The sequence below is a fragment of the Bifidobacterium sp. SO4 genome (assembly GCF_018555355.1).
GTDB lineage: Bacteria > Actinomycetota > Actinomycetes > Actinomycetales > Bifidobacteriaceae > Bifidobacterium > Bifidobacterium miconisargentati.
In genome coordinates, this window is the sequence record NZ_JAFEJP010000001.1 from 138,989 (window position 1) to 156,183 (window position 17,195).

Annotated in this window: 17 protein-coding genes; 3 read left to right on the top strand and 14 right to left on the bottom strand. The window is 65.3% G+C overall.

Going from position 1 to position 17,195, the window contains the following annotated elements; translation table 11 throughout:
- Positions 1 to 276: 276 nt before the first annotated feature.
- The 4 genes from JS536_RS00605 to JS536_RS00620 all read right to left on the bottom strand — a co-directional run bounded on the left by JS536_RS00605 (position 277) and on the right by JS536_RS00620 (position 3,780).
- Positions 277 to 945, bottom strand: coding sequence for an N-acetylmannosamine-6-phosphate 2-epimerase (locus tag JS536_RS00605; protein WP_214355500.1), 669 nt, complete (start codon positions 943 to 945; stop codon positions 277 to 279).
- 102 nt (positions 946 to 1,047) lie between these two features.
- Positions 1,048 to 2,067 carry an ROK family protein gene (locus tag JS536_RS00610; RefSeq protein ID WP_214355389.1) on the bottom strand — a complete coding sequence of 340 codons (1,020 nt, stop codon included), beginning with the start codon at positions 2,065 to 2,067 and terminating at the stop codon, positions 1,048 to 1,050.
- Positions 2,064 to 2,972 (bottom strand): DUF4862 family protein, encoded by a 909-nt coding sequence (locus JS536_RS00615; RefSeq protein ID WP_214355390.1) that lies wholly within the window; start codon positions 2,970 to 2,972, stop codon positions 2,064 to 2,066. Before JS536_RS00615 ends, JS536_RS00610 begins: the two co-directional genes overlap by 4 nt.
- A 187-nt stretch (positions 2,973 to 3,159) precedes the next feature.
- Positions 3,160 to 3,780 (bottom strand): DUF5701 family protein, encoded by a 621-nt coding sequence (locus JS536_RS00620; protein WP_214355391.1) that lies wholly within the window; start codon positions 3,778 to 3,780, stop codon positions 3,160 to 3,162.
- A 140-nt stretch (positions 3,781 to 3,920) separates the two neighbouring features.
- Here JS536_RS00620 and asd point away from each other — a divergent pair, with 140 nt between their 5' ends.
- The gene (asd, locus tag JS536_RS00625) at positions 3,921 to 5,015 is read left to right on the top strand and encodes an aspartate-semialdehyde dehydrogenase (protein ID WP_214355392.1); all 1,095 of its coding nucleotides are present in this window, start codon (positions 3,921 to 3,923) and stop codon (positions 5,013 to 5,015) included.
- A 256-nt stretch (positions 5,016 to 5,271) separates the two neighbouring features.
- On the opposite strand, the gene JS536_RS00630 is transcribed toward asd, so the two are convergent.
- The gene (locus tag JS536_RS00630; protein WP_214355393.1) at positions 5,272 to 5,838 is read right to left on the bottom strand and encodes an ACT domain-containing protein; all 567 of its coding nucleotides are present in this window, start codon (positions 5,836 to 5,838) and stop codon (positions 5,272 to 5,274) included.
- A gap of 84 nt (positions 5,839 to 5,922) precedes the next feature.
- On the bottom strand, positions 5,923 to 6,687 hold the full coding sequence (locus tag JS536_RS00635) for an aspartate kinase (protein ID WP_109056943.1): 765 nt from the start codon (positions 6,685 to 6,687) through the stop codon (positions 5,923 to 5,925).
- Between the two features lie 529 nt (positions 6,688 to 7,216).
- Between JS536_RS00635 and JS536_RS00640 the strand changes: the two genes are divergently transcribed.
- Complete coding sequence (locus JS536_RS00640) at positions 7,217 to 8,404, top strand: class C sortase (RefSeq protein ID WP_214355394.1); 1,188 nt, start codon at positions 7,217 to 7,219, stop codon at positions 8,402 to 8,404.
- A gap of 30 nt (positions 8,405 to 8,434) precedes the next feature.
- Here the strand turns inward: JS536_RS00640 and recR are convergent, their stop codons facing one another.
- Positions 8,435 to 9,037, bottom strand: a complete 603-nt coding sequence (gene recR / locus JS536_RS00645) for a recombination mediator RecR (protein WP_109056945.1) — start codon at positions 9,035 to 9,037, stop codon at positions 8,435 to 8,437.
- Between the two features lie 113 nt (positions 9,038 to 9,150).
- Complete coding sequence (locus tag JS536_RS00650; RefSeq protein ID WP_214355395.1) at positions 9,151 to 12,288, bottom strand: DNA polymerase III subunit gamma and tau; 3,138 nt, start codon at positions 12,286 to 12,288, stop codon at positions 9,151 to 9,153.
- A gap of 160 nt (positions 12,289 to 12,448) precedes the next feature.
- Between JS536_RS00650 and JS536_RS00655 the strand changes: the two genes are divergently transcribed.
- The gene (locus JS536_RS00655) at positions 12,449 to 13,054 is read left to right on the top strand and encodes a TetR/AcrR family transcriptional regulator (RefSeq protein WP_214355396.1); all 606 of its coding nucleotides are present in this window, start codon (positions 12,449 to 12,451) and stop codon (positions 13,052 to 13,054) included.
- Between the two features lie 23 nt (positions 13,055 to 13,077).
- Here the strand turns inward: JS536_RS00655 and JS536_RS00660 are convergent, their stop codons facing one another.
- The 6 genes from JS536_RS00660 to JS536_RS00685 all read right to left on the bottom strand — a co-directional run bounded on the left by JS536_RS00660 (position 13,078) and on the right by JS536_RS00685 (position 17,195).
- Positions 13,078 to 14,202: a diacylglycerol kinase family protein gene (locus tag JS536_RS00660; RefSeq protein WP_214355397.1), complete on the bottom strand. Its 1,125-nt coding sequence runs from the start codon at positions 14,200 to 14,202 to the stop codon at positions 13,078 to 13,080.
- Positions 14,203 to 14,313: 111 nt separating this feature from the next.
- A complete protein-coding gene (locus tag JS536_RS00665; protein WP_214355398.1) occupies positions 14,314 to 14,685 on the bottom strand; it encodes an Rv3654c family TadE-like protein in 372 nt (123 codons plus the stop codon).
- A gap of 34 nt (positions 14,686 to 14,719) precedes the next feature.
- Positions 14,720 to 15,166 (bottom strand): TadE family protein, encoded by a 447-nt coding sequence (locus JS536_RS00670; RefSeq protein WP_214355399.1) that lies wholly within the window; start codon positions 15,164 to 15,166, stop codon positions 14,720 to 14,722.
- Positions 15,167 to 15,171: 5 nt separating this feature from the next.
- On the bottom strand, positions 15,172 to 15,456 hold the full coding sequence (locus JS536_RS00675) for a DUF4244 domain-containing protein (protein WP_214355400.1): 285 nt from the start codon (positions 15,454 to 15,456) through the stop codon (positions 15,172 to 15,174).
- A gap of 411 nt (positions 15,457 to 15,867) precedes the next feature.
- Positions 15,868 to 16,479 (bottom strand): type II secretion system F family protein, encoded by a 612-nt coding sequence (locus JS536_RS00680; RefSeq protein WP_214355401.1) that lies wholly within the window; start codon positions 16,477 to 16,479, stop codon positions 15,868 to 15,870.
- The gene (locus JS536_RS00685; protein ID WP_214355402.1) at positions 16,476 to 17,195 is read right to left on the bottom strand and encodes a pilus assembly protein; all 720 of its coding nucleotides are present in this window, start codon (positions 17,193 to 17,195) and stop codon (positions 16,476 to 16,478) included. Before JS536_RS00685 ends, JS536_RS00680 begins: the two co-directional genes overlap by 4 nt.

A 17,195-nucleotide genomic window follows, 5' to 3' on the forward strand; every position in this document is an offset into this window, starting at 1 on the left:
CGAGACGGTGCCTTTCTTGAAGTGAGATGGGTGATGATTCTTGATGATTGGTAATTGGTGATGGGTTCTTGCCATGCCGATCTCTCGGTTGGAGGTCCAGTGTGAACCCTTAACGTCGTCGTCGAACTGATTTAATGATAAGACGTCTGATGTCTGATTTCAAGTCGGGAGTGTTGTGGCTTTGCCGGAACACGGAGGCGGCGGCCGCAATGGCCGAAACGACTGGAATTCAGCCGGAATCAGCCATTGTGAACCGCCGCCCTTCGGTTTTTCAGATCACAGCTGCGCCACGAACCAGCGCGTGATGCTCGTCGGATGCGTGATCGCCGTGCCCACCACGGCGGCCCACGCGCCGGCGGCCATCACCTGATGCAGCTGGGCCGGCGTGTGGATGCGCCCCTCGCACAGCACCGGCACGTCGGGGAACGCCTCGATCATCTGGCCGAGCAGTTCGAAGTCCGGCCCATCGGTTTTCGGCCGGTCGCCCGTATAGCCGGACAACGTGGTGGAGATGATGTCGGTGCCGGCCTCGACGGCGCGCTCGGCGTCGGCGAAGCTACCACAGTCGGCCATCACAAGCACGCCTTCGTCGTGCAGGGCGTGCACGGTGTCCGCGTAGGTCAGGCTGTCCGGTCGCGGGCGTCCGGTCGCGTCGATGGCGACGATGTCCGCGCCGGCCGCCGCGCAGCAGCGGGCGTGACGCAGGGTCGGCGTGATGTACACGCCCTCCTCGCCGTCCTTCCAGATGCCGATCACCGGCACGCTCACCTGGCCTTTGATGGCCGCGATGTCCGCGAGGCCCTGGCACCGGATGCCCACGGCACCGCCTTCGACGGCCGCCATGGCCATCTGCGCCATCGTCTCCGGGTGGCGCAGCGGCTCGCCCGGATACGCCTGGCAGCTCACCACGAGCCCGCCCTTGATTCGTTCAATCGTCTGATGCATAGTCATTGCTCCCTGCTCCCTCGGCTCCCCTTGTCAGGGGAGCTGTCGGCGAAGCCGACTGAGGGGTAGTACCTCGAAATCAACATGAATTCAGCGCAATCGTTATCGAGACTGCACATACCGATCCACGGCCGCGGCCGCACCGATGAGCGGCGCGTCACCGCCGAGTTCGCCTTCGACGAGCGGCGTGGGCTTGACCAGCGCGAGCGCCGATTCCGCGAAGCCACCGCGCAGTGCGTCCCACCAGATCGGCCCGGCCTTGACCACCGATCCGGACACCACGATCACATCCGGGTCGATGAGGTTGCCCATACCGCCGATGCATTCGCCGAGCGCCCGGGCGCTGTCTGCCAGCACGGCGCACGCCAGCGGTTCGCCCGCCGCGGCCCGCGAGGCCACATCCGCACCGCTCTGCACCGGCTCGGGAACGTCGCCATCGACTTCGGCCGCGACAGCAGCGCTCCCCGTGCGCATCTCCTCGCGGCGCCGGTTGTACAGGTCCTTCAGACCCGTGCCGGACGCTACCGGTTCGATATGCCCTTCGCAAGTACCGCATGAGCAGAGGAATCCCCGGCCCAGCGCGCTCGGTACGTGCCCTGCATGACCCGCCACGCCGTGCGCGCCGGCGAACAGCTCGCCGTCCGCCACGATGGCGCCGCCGATGCCGGTGCCCACGCCGATCGAAAGCACCACGCCCTTGCCGCGGCCGGCTCCGTAGCTGGCTTCGCCAAGCCCATGCGCACCCACGTCGCCGATCATGCGCACCGGCAGATCGGTCACTTCGGCGAAGGCATCGTAGATACGCTGGCCTTTCCAGCCGGGCAAGATGTCGGTGGCGGAGACGATCACGCCGGTCTCGCTGTCCGGCACGCCCGCCGCCGCGATGCCGATGCCCGCGATCGTCATGCCTTCGGCCGCGGCCGATTCCAATTGACGTACGGCGAGCGCCACGATACGACCCTTAAGGTCGTCGCCGCCGCGTGCGGCTTCGGTCGGTATCGCGCAGCGGCCCGTCACCACGGGAGTCTCGCCGGCCAAGGCCGGCAGCGTCACAAACCCCGAGGCGACTTTGGTGCCGCCGATGTCGAATGCCAGATACGTGAGTTGCACTCCCCCGCTCATGACACGGCCGCCCGGTAGATGCGCTCCAGATAGCCGAGCCGCTCTTCGATGGTCGCATCCTTGGGCACGCACACCTTGGCACCCAGATAATCGAGCGGCACCCCCTGCACGTATGTGGCCCGCACGGTCTCCGCAATCGCGTCGGCGTCCATGAGCGAGGTCGGCTCGTCCGGGCTCATGGGCAGATGGCCGTCGATCCAGCCGTATCCGTACTGGGTTTCCTCAGGACCGGCCCCGGAGAACATGAGGCCCTTGAGCACGCCGGCCCGCGCGGCCTCGCTTACATGCTCGATCGCGGTGGAAGCGGCACGGCCTTCCACCACGGACCTGCCCCAGTTCACCGTCAGTCCGATGCCCGCCTGTTCGCACAGTTCGTTTTCGTCCTCGATGGGCAGGAATCCCTTTTCCGGCTTCTGCCCGTCAATGTACTTGTCGCAGTGCTCGATCACCAGCTTCGCCCCGGACCAGTCCCACTGCGCAAGCTCCTCCAACGAGGCGGCCATGGCGTTACGGTTGGCCTTGGCGGTGGGAGCCGAATGGATTTCAACGAACCGGACGTCCTGGCTGCCGCGCCACTGCGTGAAGTCGGCGAGCGCATCGCGCACCTGCTTCATGAAGTCGAGTGCGGCCCGACGCCCGTCCTCGTCCGGGCTGGCGAGGCCGAAGTCCGCGTCCTTCCATACGTGCTGCATGGTTCCGGGAATGACGGTGATGGTGTTGTCGTGCCAATGGGCGGGCAGGATGCCGGCCAGCCAGATGCGGCCGGCGGTTTCCGCGAGGTCGCCGGGGAAGGGCAGTTCGGTACCGCTCACCCAAGGCTGTCTCCCCAACAGGTTGTAGTAATCCTCCTGGGCTTCGCGCCCTGGAGGCAGCGACGCATAGGCGCCGACGACGAATGATGGCATGCTGGTTTCCTCCTTGAAAAGCTGGTGCCAAGACAACCCTATCCTACTATCATCAGACGTCTGATGTCTAATCTCTGGAGCGTCCGACCCTTCTTGGCTCCCCTATCGGACGAACTGTCGGCGAAATGGACCGGAGGACGGTCCCATGAATACCGGTATTACCGTCGATGCAACATCGTCGACGGTCTTACAGAAACAGGCTGATGCCGCGGCGTGCCATGCAGTAGGCGTTGCCCAGCCAGGTATGGCGCGAGTTGGGCCAGACGGCACCGAGTCGTGGCGCGTTCTGGCTCATCCAGATGGATGGCACGCGCCCGTCCGCCGAACGCGAGCCGAGCAGGTTGAAGCCGTTCTTCTCCAGCAGCCACTCCGGGTGCTGGGTGGCGATGGCCAGTCCCTCCTCCAGGGTGAGCGGCAGACGTTCGTCCGAGTCGATGAGCTTGCGGGCCACGTCCGGCTCGCGATTGATGTAGCAGGTGCCGGTGTGCGGCTCGACCACCAGATAGAACGGCCCCTCCGGCGGTTCGAAACCGTCCTGCGGCAGGAAACTGGCGATGTCGCGCGGGGGCATGGTGGTGAATCCGGCCATGCGGTTGATGGAGGTTCGCGCAATCAGCGATTCGGGCGAGACCAGCTCGCGCGTGGGCACCAGCAGGATGTTCGACCCCAGGTCGGCCCCTTCCAGAGCCTCGATGAGCGGCCGGGCCAGCGACCGGAAGGCCGCGGCGGACATATCCGCCACATCCGGGTATCCGAGGGCCACGATACGGTCAAGCTGCTTCTGCGCCTCTACTGATGCGATAGACATGGCTACCAGCGTAGCGCGTCGCCATGTCGGGCGGCCCGCGGCCCAGCCATCATGCGGAAGAGCGCACGCCGCGGCCCGGCCGATTCCGTAAGATTGAGATTTACGTGTGTATACCCATCCATCTGACCCAAGGGGTTGATATGTCCGAAAAGTTGAAGGTCGGCATTCTGGGCGCCACCGGCATGGTCGGCCAGCGCTTCATCACGCTGCTGGAGAATCATCCGTGGTTCGAGCTGACCACGCTCGCCGCGTCCGCGCACAGCGCCGGCAAGACGTATGAGGAGGCCGTCGGCGACCGTTGGAAGATGGAGACGCCGATGCCCGAGTTCGTCAAGCACATGACGGTGCTCGACGGTGACGACGTGGAGAACGTGGCCAAGGACGTGGACTTCATGTTCTCCGCCGTGAACATGCCCAAGGACCAAATCCGTGCCATCGAGGAGCGTTACGCCAAGACCGAGACCCCGGTGGTCTCCAACAACAGCGCCCACCGCTGGACCCCGGACGTGCCGATGGTGGTGCCGGAGATCAACCCGGAGCACTTCGCCGTGATCGAGCACCAGCGCAAGCGTCTGGGCACCACGCGCGGCTTCATCGCCGTCAAGCCCAACTGCTCCATCCAGGCGTATACCCCGGCCCTGGCCGCGTGGAAGGAATTCGAGCCGCGCGAGGTGGTCGTGAGCACCTACCAAGCGATTTCCGGTGCGGGCAAGACCTTCAAGGATTGGCCTGAGATGGTGGGCAACATCATCCCGTTCATCTCCGGCGAGGAGGCCAAGAGCGAGAAGGAGCCGCTCAAGGTGTTCGGCCATGTGGACGCCGCCAAGGGCGAGATCGTGCCGTTCGACGGCGCGCTGAAGATCACGTCCCAGTGCATCCGCGTGCCCGTGCTCAATGGCCACACCGCCACCGTGTTCCTGAACCTCGGCAAGAAGGCCACCAAGGAGGAGCTCATCGACCGACTGGTGAACTACACCTCCGAGGCCGCCAAGCTGGGCCTGCCGCACGCGCCGAAGCAGTTCATCCAGTACCTCACGGAGGACGATCGTCCGCAGGTCAAGCTCGATGTGGATTACGAGGGCGGCATGGGCGTCTCCATCGGCCGTCTGCGCGAGGATTCCATCTTCGATTGGAAGTTCGTGGGTCTGGCCCACAACACCCTGCGCGGCGCCGCCGGCGGTGCGCTCGAATGCGCCGAAATGCTCAAGGCCCTCGGCTACATCACCAAGAAGTAGCCTTTCATGGCTCCCCTCGTCAGGACATCGCCGTGAAGCAAACAGCAGAGCTGTTTGTAGGCGATGTGCGAGACGACAGTCGAGCCAGCGAACTGCGAACGAAGTTCGTCCTTAATTGCAGGACGAGCTGTCGTCGAAGACGACTGAGGGGAGCCGCGGAATAACCGCAAACTCCCCTCAGTCAGCTACGCTGACAGCTCCCCTCGGAGAGGGGAGCCATATTTGTATGCGCTATATCGCTATATGCGCGTAAAACTCAGCGACCGGTACCGCCGTACACCACGGCCTCGATCTGCGTGGCGTCCAGCCCGTATGCGGTGTGCAGCGCCTTGACGGCCTCATTGAGCTGCTCCAGCGGCACGAGGGCGGCGATACGGATCTCGGAGGTCGAGATCATGAGCACGTTGATGCCCTTGTCGCTCAGCGCGCGGAAGAACTTGGCGGCCAGACCGGAGTGGGTCTTCATGCCGACGCCCACCACGGCCACCTTGCCCACGTTGGTGTTGATGTCGAAGGAGTGGTAGCCCAGCTCCTCCTGCTTGTCGAGCAAGGTGTCCTGCACCTGCTTGACGGCGGCCTCCGGCACGGTGAAGGAGATGTCCGCGGTGCCCACGGACGCGCCGGCCTGCACGATCATGTCCACGTTCACGCCGGCGGAAGCCAGCTCGGTGAACACCTTGGCGGCCATGCCCGGCTCGTTCGGCACGCCGCGCACGGTGGCCAGCGCCTCGGAACGGTCGTGGGCGATGCCGGAGATCACCGGGGCCTCAGGGCCGAGGTCGGGGAACAGGTCGCCCATGGATTTCGCTTCTTCTTCAGTCATGTCTTGCCTTGTCTTGCTTGATTGTCTTACGTTTTTCTGATGACCGACGCCATTCGCCCGCGCGCCGGCGGACGGACCGCCCCGTCAGTCGAGGTTCGGCAGCGTGCGCGGGTCCACGCCGTTCGGCACCACCAGCGTGCCCGGACGGTGGGAGAAGGACGAACGCACATGCAGCGGCATGTTGAACCGCTGGGCGTACTCCACGCAGCGCAGAGCCAGCACCTTGGAGCCGCAGGAGGCCATCTCCAGGATGGAGTCGTAGTCGATGACCGGGATGCGGCGGGCCGCCGGTACGATGCGCGGGTCGGCGGTGAAGATGCCGTCCACATCGGTGTAGATCTCGCAGATGTCGGCACCGAGGGCCACGGCGAGCGCCACGGCGGACGTGTCGGAACCGCCACGGCCGAGCGTGGTGGCGTCACCCTTGGCGTTGATGCCCTGGAAGCCGGCCACGATGGCGATGTCCCCCAAGGCCAGCGCGTTCTTCACGCGATCCGGCTTGACGGACTTGATGTGCGCCGCACCGTACCGGGCGTCGGTGAAGAAGCCGGCCTGCTGTCCGGTGAAGGAGTGGGCGCGGCTGCCTTCCGCATGGATGGCCATGGCCAGCAGACTCATGGAGATGCGCTCACCGGCGGTCATCAGCATGTCCATCTCGCGCTCGGGCGGGTTGGAGTCGATGCTCAGCGCCTGGTCGATGAGGTCGTCGGTGGTGTCGCCCATGGCGGAGACCACCACGGCCACCTTGTTGCCCTTCTTCTCCGTTTCCACAACGCGCTTGGCCACACGTTTGATCGAATCGGTATCGGCGACCGAGGAGCCGCCGTACTTCTGCACGATGAGAGCCACTGCTGTCCTTTGTTCTTCTCTTAGGGGACGTTTGCCGAACATTCTACGCAAACGCAACGATTATAAGGACCGCCACCCTCGCCCCGCGGACCGCCACCGGCATGTGGACAATACCGTCCGGCCCACGCTTACGGGTCACGCCGTCCGTGACCTGCACTCTCCCACCGCACAATCGATGCCAGACGGTTCGCCGCCGTCTGCCCCGTCAGCCGAATCACCGAACCCGACAAACCGGATTCAGTGAACTTTCAGGATGATGCCAGAGGTCTTTGCGCCGCCCGCATCGTTCCTCCCAAGTTCGTACGGTTATATAGCAATTACCGGCGAACGAAAGCGAACCGGAGGGGGTTTCCGCAGATCCTCATAATTGAACCTTTCTTCTTCTCCTTCTTCTTCCTCTCTCAGGGCCCGGACTCATCACCCGGGCCCTTTCCTTTTGTGCTCCAACCGGCCATTTGCACCGGACTCCCGGCGCGGGTAACGTGTCGCACAGCGGCATAGGGGCGTATCGGAGACGGAGGAATCGACCATGGCTTCTGTAAGCGGACGGCATACGAGCAAGCACGCCGCTTCCCGACGCTCCGAAAAGCCGGTCTCATCAAATGCCGACGCCGCAGTCGAATCGCACGAACCATCACGCGATAAACGGCCGGACGGCCTCGAACCGCAACCGATCGCAACCGACCAGGCCGACCGATCATCCGCGACTCCCCCGCTCGCGTCGTTCAACGAGGCCGTCGACATCACGGATCTGATCGCCGAACGCCGACGCCTGCAACGCAATCTCTGGGTGATGCGCATCATCACGCTGGTGTTGCTGATCGCCGCCGCGGCCGTGGCCTGCTTCCCGCTGGCCCTGCAGTTCCAGTCCGGCAGGGAGCTTGCGGCCACCGCGGCCACCAGCGCACGCGACGTGGCGAATTGGCCGTACCCGCAGGCCGAGGACGCGCTCAAGGCAGCCCGCGCCTATAACCAGCGACTCGCCGCGTCCGGCCAGCCGGTCCTGGGCGAAGCCGTGGACCCGTTCGCCACGTCGCAGGGCGGCTCGCGCGCCAGCGGCGAGGACTCCGCCTCCAAGAAAGACACGGAATACCAGTCGTTGCTCAACGCCGGCAACGAGGTGATGGGCACCATCAAGGTGCCCAAGCAGTCCATCGACCTGCCGATCTACCACGGCACGTCCGAGGAGGCGCTGGCGTCCGGTGCCGGCCACCTCTACGGCACGAGCCTGCCGGTGGGCGGCAAGTCGACCCATTCGGTCATCACCGGCCACCGCGGTCTGGTGGAGGCGATGATGTTCACCCGTCTCGACGAGGTGAAGAAGGGCGACTTCTTCTACATCGAGGTCATGGGCGAGACGCTGGGTTACAAGGTGGACCGCATCTCGGTGATCCTGCCGGACGACACCTCGAAGCTGCGCATCGTGCCCGGCGAGGACCGCGTGACCCTGATGACCTGCACGCCGTACGGCGTGAACACGCACCGACTGCTTATCTCCGGCCATCGCGTGGCCATTCCGGTGCCGGCCCCGGAGCCGAACGACATCCTCGACGCCCGCAACATCACCATCGGCGTGACCGCCGGCGTACTGATGGTCGGATTGTTCGTCGTCTGGCTGCGCCGCCGCCACGAGACCGCCCGCATCATCCGCCACGCGGCGTTCTGGCCGTGGCATCGTCTGCCCGGCAGCAAGCCGAACGACCCGCTCGCCGACTAGGTTCCCGGCCTAGAGACCTCAGATTCCAGCTCAGGCTTCCCGACGACCGGCGAGCGCACGGCCGAGGGTGATCTCGTCGGCGTACTCCAGGTCGGAACCCACCGGCAGGCCGCTTGCCAGTCGGGTGACCTTGACGCCGGCCGGCCTGAGCAGCTGGGTCAGATAGCTGGTGGTGGCTTCGCCTTCGATGTTCGGGTCGAGCGCCATGATCACCTCGGTGACCTCGCCGCTTTCCAACCGTTTGATGAGGCCCGGAATGCGCAGGTCGGCGGGCCCCACGTTGGCCATGGGGTTGATGGCGCCGCCGAGCACGTGGTACAGGCCGCGGTATTCGCGGGTGCGTTCGATGCTCATCACGTCCTTGGGCTCCTCCACCACGCAGATCACCGTGTGGTCTCGGCGCGGATCGGCGCACACCGGGCATGGGCTGGACTCGCAGACGTTGCCGCAGATGTCGCAGAACCGCACTTTCTCCTTGACCTCTTCGATGGCTTCGGCGAGGTCGCGCGCCTCATCCTCCGGCGCGGACAGGATGTAGAACGCGATGCGTTGCGCACCCTTGGGTCCGATGCCCGGCAGTCGTCCGAATGCGTCGATCAGGCGCTGTACGGCACCGTCATAGGCCAATGCCATGGGTATGTCTCACTTTCCGTTGCGGTCTCACGGCCGCAGTCATCATGGATGGGCCCGTCAGACCATGATGGTCATGGGCCCTATTTCTGGTTCCCCTCCCCGGAGAGGAACTGTCACTCCTCGGGCTTCTTGGTGGCCTGCATGTTCCTCGGGTTCTTGGGGTCGTCGGCCGAGTATTCCTCGACCTTCTTGACCTCGAACATCTTCTTCAGGTCGTCCAGGCTCATGGCCGAGGCCTCGCCCAGCGACTGGTCGTTCATCGAGTATTCGTCGTCCTCGGCCGCCACCTGAGGACCGGACTGAGGACCGGCCTGTGACGGAGCCTGTTGGTTCCAAGGATCAGCCGACGGTCCCGCCGGTTGCCCCACCGGTGGCATGGTCTGGTTCGGCTGCTGATCCCAGCGTCCGGCACCGCTCGTCCGTCCGGTCTGGTCTGGGCTCGGCGCCGCCGGCTGGTTCCAAGGATCCGCTTCCGATGGCATAGGTGACGAAGACCGACCTGGCGATGCCACCGGCCGGTTCCACGGGTCGTTTTCCGGCGCACTGCTCTGCGGCTGGTTCCACGGGTCCGGTCCCATACCGTCATCCATCGGCGGCTCCTCCGCCGGCGGCACGCCCGCCCACGGATCCTCGCCGTTAGCGATGCTCCGGGGCTTTGCACCCATGGAAGCCGCGGCCGGGTTGGCCCTGGACTGGGTGGGTTGTGTGGCTCCAGCCGGCTGCCCGGCAGGGACCTGTTGCGGAGCCGTGACCGCACCGGTGCCGGAGCCGGATTGCGCCCCCGCCCAAGGATCCTCCGACGAGGCAGACGAGCCATCGTTCCGGGAACTTGCACCGTCCGCCCATGGGTCGTCCGCTGTCGGGGCGGTCGTCTTCGGAGTGGTCGGCTGCGACGGCACGGCCCACGGATCCACACCGTCGCTGACGTCCGGAACCGCCACATGCTTCTTGTGGTGCTCCTCATGCTGCGGTGCCGCGACAGATGCCTCGGCCGGGGCGAATCCATCGGTCGCCGGCATTGCGGAAGCGTCCGGCTGCATCCCGGATCGGCTGCCGGAATCCGGTACCGCGGTCCTGTTTGCGGTATCGGCCGCGTCGGTGACCGGCTTGGCCCACGGATCGTCCTCCACCCAACTGGATGTGGAAGATCCGCTGGTCACGCCGGGCTGGCCAGCAGCGTCAGAGGCCGTTCCGGCTCGGTGGATATCGTCGGATTCCTTCGGCTGCGACTCCGGCTTCGGGGTCTTCGGCTCGCTGCCGGCACGCATGCCTAATCCGGCCCCGAGACTGGATGCGGCCAGTCCTGCCTTGGCCAGCGCGATCTGCTGCTTGACCTTGGCGAGCTGTTCTGGGCTCATGTGCTTGATGGATTCGGCCCGTTCGCCGCTGGCCGTCACCGCGGTGGGGGCGATGACCGCCGTAGGACCGAATTCCTTGCGAACGGCATCCATCACCACGGCCGAGGCCTTCTTGCCGCTGTCGGTGTCCACGGCGAGCGCGAAAGCGTGCTGGCTTAACGGCTTGTCGAAGGTCATGGACAGGCACGGCAGTCCCTTGCGATTGGTGCCGAACCTGACGGTCGGCACCTTGCCGCGCGTCACATATTCACGGACGGCATCGGGCAGTCCCGCCACGGCCGCATCCCACTTCTCATCCGTCGAACGGCTATCCGCCGTCGCGGTCCTGGCCGCACCGGCGTTGCCGGCAGGGGCACCCCAACCATCGTTCGTCCCGTCCTGGGCGTTCGCCGCGGCCTGTTGCGCACCGCCTGCAATTGCGGATCCGGAGTTCCTGCCAGTCTGAACCCCGGCGGATCCGTCGACCGACCAGCCACCGGTCTGCGCACCGCCCGCAGTACCGCCCGCATTGCGCTGCGACACGGAGGCGTTGCCACCAACCGCTTGCCGCTGATTGCGCTCGGCACCGGAGAACCCGCCATGAGAGGAACCGACGAAACCACCGCGCGAAGCACCGGCAAAACCACCGGAAGCCGCGCCTCCGGCAGTCCCAGCCGCCGCACCATGGGCACCTCCGGCAGTCCCAGCCGCCGCACCATGGGCACCTCCGGCAATACCGCCCTGCGCCGAGCCCGGAGCACCAGTGCCGGCAGCTCCAGCCATGCCCGGCACGGCAACGGCGAAGCCTGTCTCGCTGCCCGCCAACAGTCGCGCGGCCAGCAGCTCCAACCGCATACGCGGGGAAATCGCGCCGGTCATGGCCCCCAGCGTGGTGTTGATGATCTCCGCCATGGCGGTCAACGCGCCAAGTCCCAGCGCCTTGGCCTGACGGTGCAAATCGTCCATGTCCTCGGCCTCGGCGGTATCCGAAAGCACGGATTCCGCACGGTCGCCGGCCAAGGTGAGCACCAGCAGGTCGCGCACGCGGGCCAGCAGATCCTCCACGAACCGGCGTGGGTCGAATCCGCCGACCACGACCTTCTGGATCACGCCGTACAGGGCCTCGCCGTTGTGGTCGATCACCGCGTCCACGGCCTCGCCGATCAGCGCCTCCGGGGTGAAGCCCAGCAGCGCCACGGCGGCGTCATGGGTGATGACGCCGTCCACCGAGCCGACCATCAACTGGTCGAGCACGGACAGGGTGTCTCGTACCGAACCACCGCCGGCGCGCATCGCGAGCTTGAGCACGCCTGGTTCGGCCTTGATATGCTCCTTCTCGCAAATCGTCTCCAGATATGGGCCCATGACTTCCTGCGGCACCAGTCGGAACGGGTAATGGTGGGTGCGCGAGCGGATGGTGCCGATCACCTTGTCCGGTTCGGTGGTGGCGAAGATGAACATCACATGCTCGGGCGGTTCCTCGACGATCTTGAGCAGCGCGTTGAAGCCCTGCTGCGTGACCATATGGGCCTCGTCGAGGATGAAGATCTTGTAGCGGTCGCGGGCGGGGGCGAATCCGGCGCGTTCACGCAGTTCGCGGGCATCGTCCACGCCGTTGTGCGAGGCGGCGTCGATCTCCACCACGTCGATGGAGCCTGGGCCTCCGGTGGCCAGGTCCTTGCAGCTCTCGCATTCGCCGCAGGGATGCGAGGTGGGACCCTTGGCGCAGTTCACACATCGCGCCAGGATACGCGCCGAACTGGTCTTGCCGCAGCCGCGCGGCCCGGAGAACAGATAGGCATGCGTGAGCTTGCCCTCGTCAAGGGCGCGCATCAGCGGGACCGTGACCTGGTCCTGGCCGATCACACCCGCGAAGGTGTCCGGACGATAGCGACGATACAGTGCAAGTGCCATAGCTACTAACCTACCTTGCCCTCACCTACATTCCGGTACGACCGCGTCCGGCCGCCATCCATCGCCTCCCCGACCCCACTCAACTGCCGGAACCACCGGACAATCGCCGCCCGGACAGGTATTAACATAGTGTCAATAACCTTGTCAGGCAGGAGGGATCATGACCAGCGCTCCCGAAGAGAAGCAGTCCGCCCGTGGTGACGCGCGCCGCGAGGCCATCGTGCAGGCCGCCCGCAACATTTGCCTGGAAAAGGGCTTCTCGCGCATCACCGTGTCCGACATCGCAGGCGAGGTCGGCATGACGCGCTCGTTGTTCTACCACTACTTCAAGGACAAGGACGCCGTGGCGGACGCCGTACTGGACGACGTCATCGACGAGATCCTCTCCAAACTGGAACGCTGGAACCAGTCCCGCGAGACCGGCAACGTGAGCAAGGCCATCAACGACATCGTCCGGCTGCTGCGCGCGCTCATCGCCGACGAAAGCCCGTTCTCGAACCGCATGATCCAGGACGGCAACGCCGAACTGTACATCAAGTTCATCGACCGGGCCGCCGATCGCATCGCGGACTACATCGCCCAGACCACCGTGCGCGATTTCGAGCAACTGCACGGACTGCCGATCACCAACGTCCATGAGACGTTCTTCACGCTGATCGTGGGTCTCATCTCACTGATTCGCTCCCATCCGAACGTCAGCGACCAGACCATCAAGGAGGTCATGGCCCAGACGCTGCACATCGAGGGATACGTCACCCAAGACTGAGCTCAAGGGCCGAAGTCCGACGATTATTCGAACCGTCCGGTCAGCGGATCGCGCCCATCCCTGGCGATGGCGTCCGTTACCCGCTGCCGGTCGTCCACGCTCTGCGCGGCCACGGCCGGAGGCACCAGCACGCGCAACGCGCAGTCCTCGGCCACCACCCGGACCGGCAACCGACCGATGTACTCGCCGTCCGCCATGAGCAGCGGGGGCTCGTCGCCTTCGTCCGCCCTGGTGATCTCGATCTCCCGCACGCGCTCCCATCCGAACACCCGCGAGGCGAGCAGCCTGCCGTTATAGGCGTTCGAGACGGCCACCGCGCATTCGCCGAAATTGGGCACATGATCCATCCACACCAGATCCAGCAGCCCGTCGGAGAAGCATGAGTACGGCGAGACTTCGATGCCGCCGCCGATGTGGCGCGAGTTCGCCACGGTCAGCAACGGCGAGACGATGTCCCGCTCATCCGTCGAGCCGTCGGCCAAGGTGGCTTTGACGTGGTAGCCGTACCGTTTCATGCGCGTCAGCTCCACCAGCACCGCGGCGAAGTAACGCACGGAACCGTTCGGCAGGCGCGAATGGTTCGCCCGGTCGTTGATGCTCGCATCGATGCCACAGGACAGCATGCCCGCATAGTACCGGTCGATCGGACGGGTTTCGACCTGCCCAACGGCCGACTCGTATTCGGCTCCGGTGGTCGGATCGACCGCATGTCCGCCTTCCAGCGAGGTCACGCGCCCCATGTCCACGTCGATGGTCGAACCGCACACGATCGCGCCGACGATGCCCTCCACGGCGGTCTCGATGCGGTTGACCGGAAGCTTGAGTCCGCGCGCGAAATCGTTGCCCGAGCCCATGGCCACCACGCCCAGCGGCTTGCCGCTGCATCCCACGGCGTTGGCGCCGAGCGCGATCATGCCGTCGCCGCCGACCACCACCAGATAGTCGTATTCATGCGCCCGCTCGCGGGCCTGGTTCAGCGAATCGTCGAAACTGGTGCCGGTGATGTCCATCACCGTGAAATCATGCACCCGGCCGGCGGCCTGAAGCAGGGACAGCACCTGTGCGTCCACCTTGGCGCCGCGGCCCTTGTCCGAAGTGGGGTTGCCCACCATGGCCACAACCCGGCAGCGTTCGTTGCGTTCACTCATGCCTTCACCTTAACCAATGATGGCCATGGCCCGCCAGAGCGACGCTCCCCTCGCGCATGTGGCTTATCCGACATCCTCCCCCGATATATCGCGTTAGTTCATCGCGTTAGCTCATTCCCCGGCTCCTCTCGCGCATTCCACGGGCCCGGCCCGTGACGTATGTTCCACATGAAACATCAACGGCACCTTGGTCTCCACCTCGACGGTGACCCATATGTCGTCGCCGCGTATCGTGCAGTCGGATGCCATGGCCCCGCTCGCCGAAACCGTATTCACGGCCAGCGCGCAAGGGTCATCGTCATCCTCATGCCATGCGGCGTATGCGGCGGAGAACGAGGCCAGATCGGCCAGCGAACGGGCCCGGCTCTGACAGACCATCAGATTGCCCACACAGGCCACGATCGCGAGCACGACACCCACGGCCATGACCAGCATGGCACCGGCCATGGTTCCCGAGCCTTCCTCGAATCGTGTCCGGTTCACTGTTCGCTCCTTTGCGTACTCATCGCCGCATACGTCATTGCAGCACCGCGGTGGCGTCACTGGTGATGCGGGTCGGCGTCACGTCCAACGGGCCGGGCAGCACCGGGCATTCCACGACTACGCTCACCGAGCGTTCGCCGTATTCCGCCCGCATCGAAACGCCATTGCCGGCCACATCGGCGGCGACCCGTCGCGCGGAGGACTCCTGACCGGAGACCACCAACTCACGGGCCGCGGCCGAAGCGGCGCCATGACAGTCCATCGAGACCGACACCACTCGCCCCAACGTCAGCAGCAGTCCGGCGATGGCGACGACGCTGGGCAGCACGATGGCGAACTCGGCCGTGGCCGATCCCCTCTCCCATGAGCATGCCCCGTCATCGACGCCGTTCCCCTTGCCGGACCGCCATTCATGCGGTGACGGCCCCGCTGCGTGATGCGGCGGCAATCGCGCCCGCCACCGGAATGCAGAAAATCTCATAGCCGTCATCCGATGTTCAATGCCTTCTTGACGATGTTCAGCAACAGCGTCTTGATGGCGTCCGACTTCAGGATGGTGACCAGCAGTGCCGCGAAGCCCGTGGCCGCGATGAGCACGACGGCGTACTCGGCCGTGGCCGCGCCTTCCTCGGGTTCGGCCGTCAGGGTGCGGATCCTGGCGTCCATGAGGCATAGGCGTTCGTGGGCCCGTTCCCGTAATTCCGTGAGCTTGGCCCTACCGCGGACCAACGGACCGGAACGGCCATCAACAATGGCTAAGGAGGAGTTCATGGCTTTCCTTTCATATGGATGGGAAGGAGACGCGGCGCCGACATGCCCTTCCCGAGTGGGTATGGATGGTGGCCCCCGCACCTGATTCGGCACGGGGTGCTTCCACTGTGCCGGCCGGAGAGCAGGTATCGGAAGAAAAACGGGGTATGTGGTTCCAGCTTCCCCGGTTATCCACCGTCGGGAGTGTCCTCCACCGCGACTGTGGATAACTGGAAAATCTGGTTCGGCCGAGGCGATATCGCAAACAGTGTCAGCGGAGGAAGCCTTGAATCAAGGCTCATCATCATCATCATCATCATCATCATCATCATCATCAACGGAACCGCCGCCGCATCCCGCGAGGCTTCCACCCAGCCGGCCCCAAACGGAAGCCCATCCCGTAATCACGGCAATGACGAGCGAATCAGACTGCTACATGACGAACGAAACGATGGCGGGAATCACGCCTATCAGCACGAAGGCCGGCAGGAAGCACAATCCCGTTGGCATAAGCAGTTTCACGGACAATCGCGCCGCGTTGCGTTCGATCAGCGAGCGCTCATCGCGGTCCAGCTGTTCGATGGCGGCTTCGATGCGCACGCCCGGCGCATCGCCGTGTTTCCATGAGGATTCCAAAGTGGCGCACAGCAGCGGCAACACATCGCCGGACCGGCCTCCGGAAACCCGCCGACGGCTAGGTCCATCATCCTCGGCGGCCGCGGCCTTCCACGCAGCATCCCATGAAGCACCGCGGTTGAGCGCCGCGCCGACCCGTTCCATGCGGATCCCGCAATCGCCGCCCGCGGCCCGCCCCACCGCTTCCAAAGCGCGTGGAATCGACGCGCCCTGCTGCAGCGCGACTTGCATCATCCGCAATATCAGCACGGTCCAGGACGCCCCGGCTTCGTCACCGTTCCCATCCCGCACGCCATCGTCACCGTATTTCCGGAGCCGGCTTCCAGCGTCGGCGTCAGCCCGACCGACCCGCAGCCAGGCCGCACCGGCCGCGCAACAGGATGCGACGCCGACAAGCCATGTGGTCATGTCAGATCCTCCTTCATCAACGCATGCACCCATGCCAGGCCGGCCACATAGCAGCATCCGCCCAACGCCAGGCACGCCAACCCACGGGAGGAGCCAAGCAGGAAGGCGAGCGATTTCGCGCCCATCAGTTCACCCAATGCCACCGTGGCGGCCGGCAGCACGCTCAACAGCCCGATGGTGGCTTTGGGTACGGCGAATGCCTGGGCGGTCAGATGCTGTGTCAGCCGCAATTGCCGGTATGCCGCCAATACCGCTTCCAGACATGGCGCCGCCTGGCACCCGAGCTCGTCGCTGAGCGTGGATGCGGCGGCGACGCCCGACGCGGCCTGATGCATCTGGGTCGAGGATTCGTCCGGTAATCGCCGCGCCTCGAACAACGCCGTCAAACGGGTGGTGGTGAGTTTGGGCACCGCAAAGCGGCGGCCGTACTGTTCCTCGAAGGATTCCAGTAGCGTGCCGCCGCCTTTCATGCGGGCGATGGCCGAGGCGATGACCTGTGCGATGCCGACCCGCGGGAGCATCCCGCTCCCCTGCCCGCCGGCACCGGGCCGGATGGCATTGCCGTCCGTTCCATTACCGCCAAAGGACACTGCGGGCATTCCCGGAGCATGGATGGAGCTGTTCGCCGGACGCCGTCCAGGCAACCGCCCGGAAACACGCGCCCGCCGGTCCGGCCACAATATGACGGCGAGCGCCGCCAGCACCGCGCACCACAT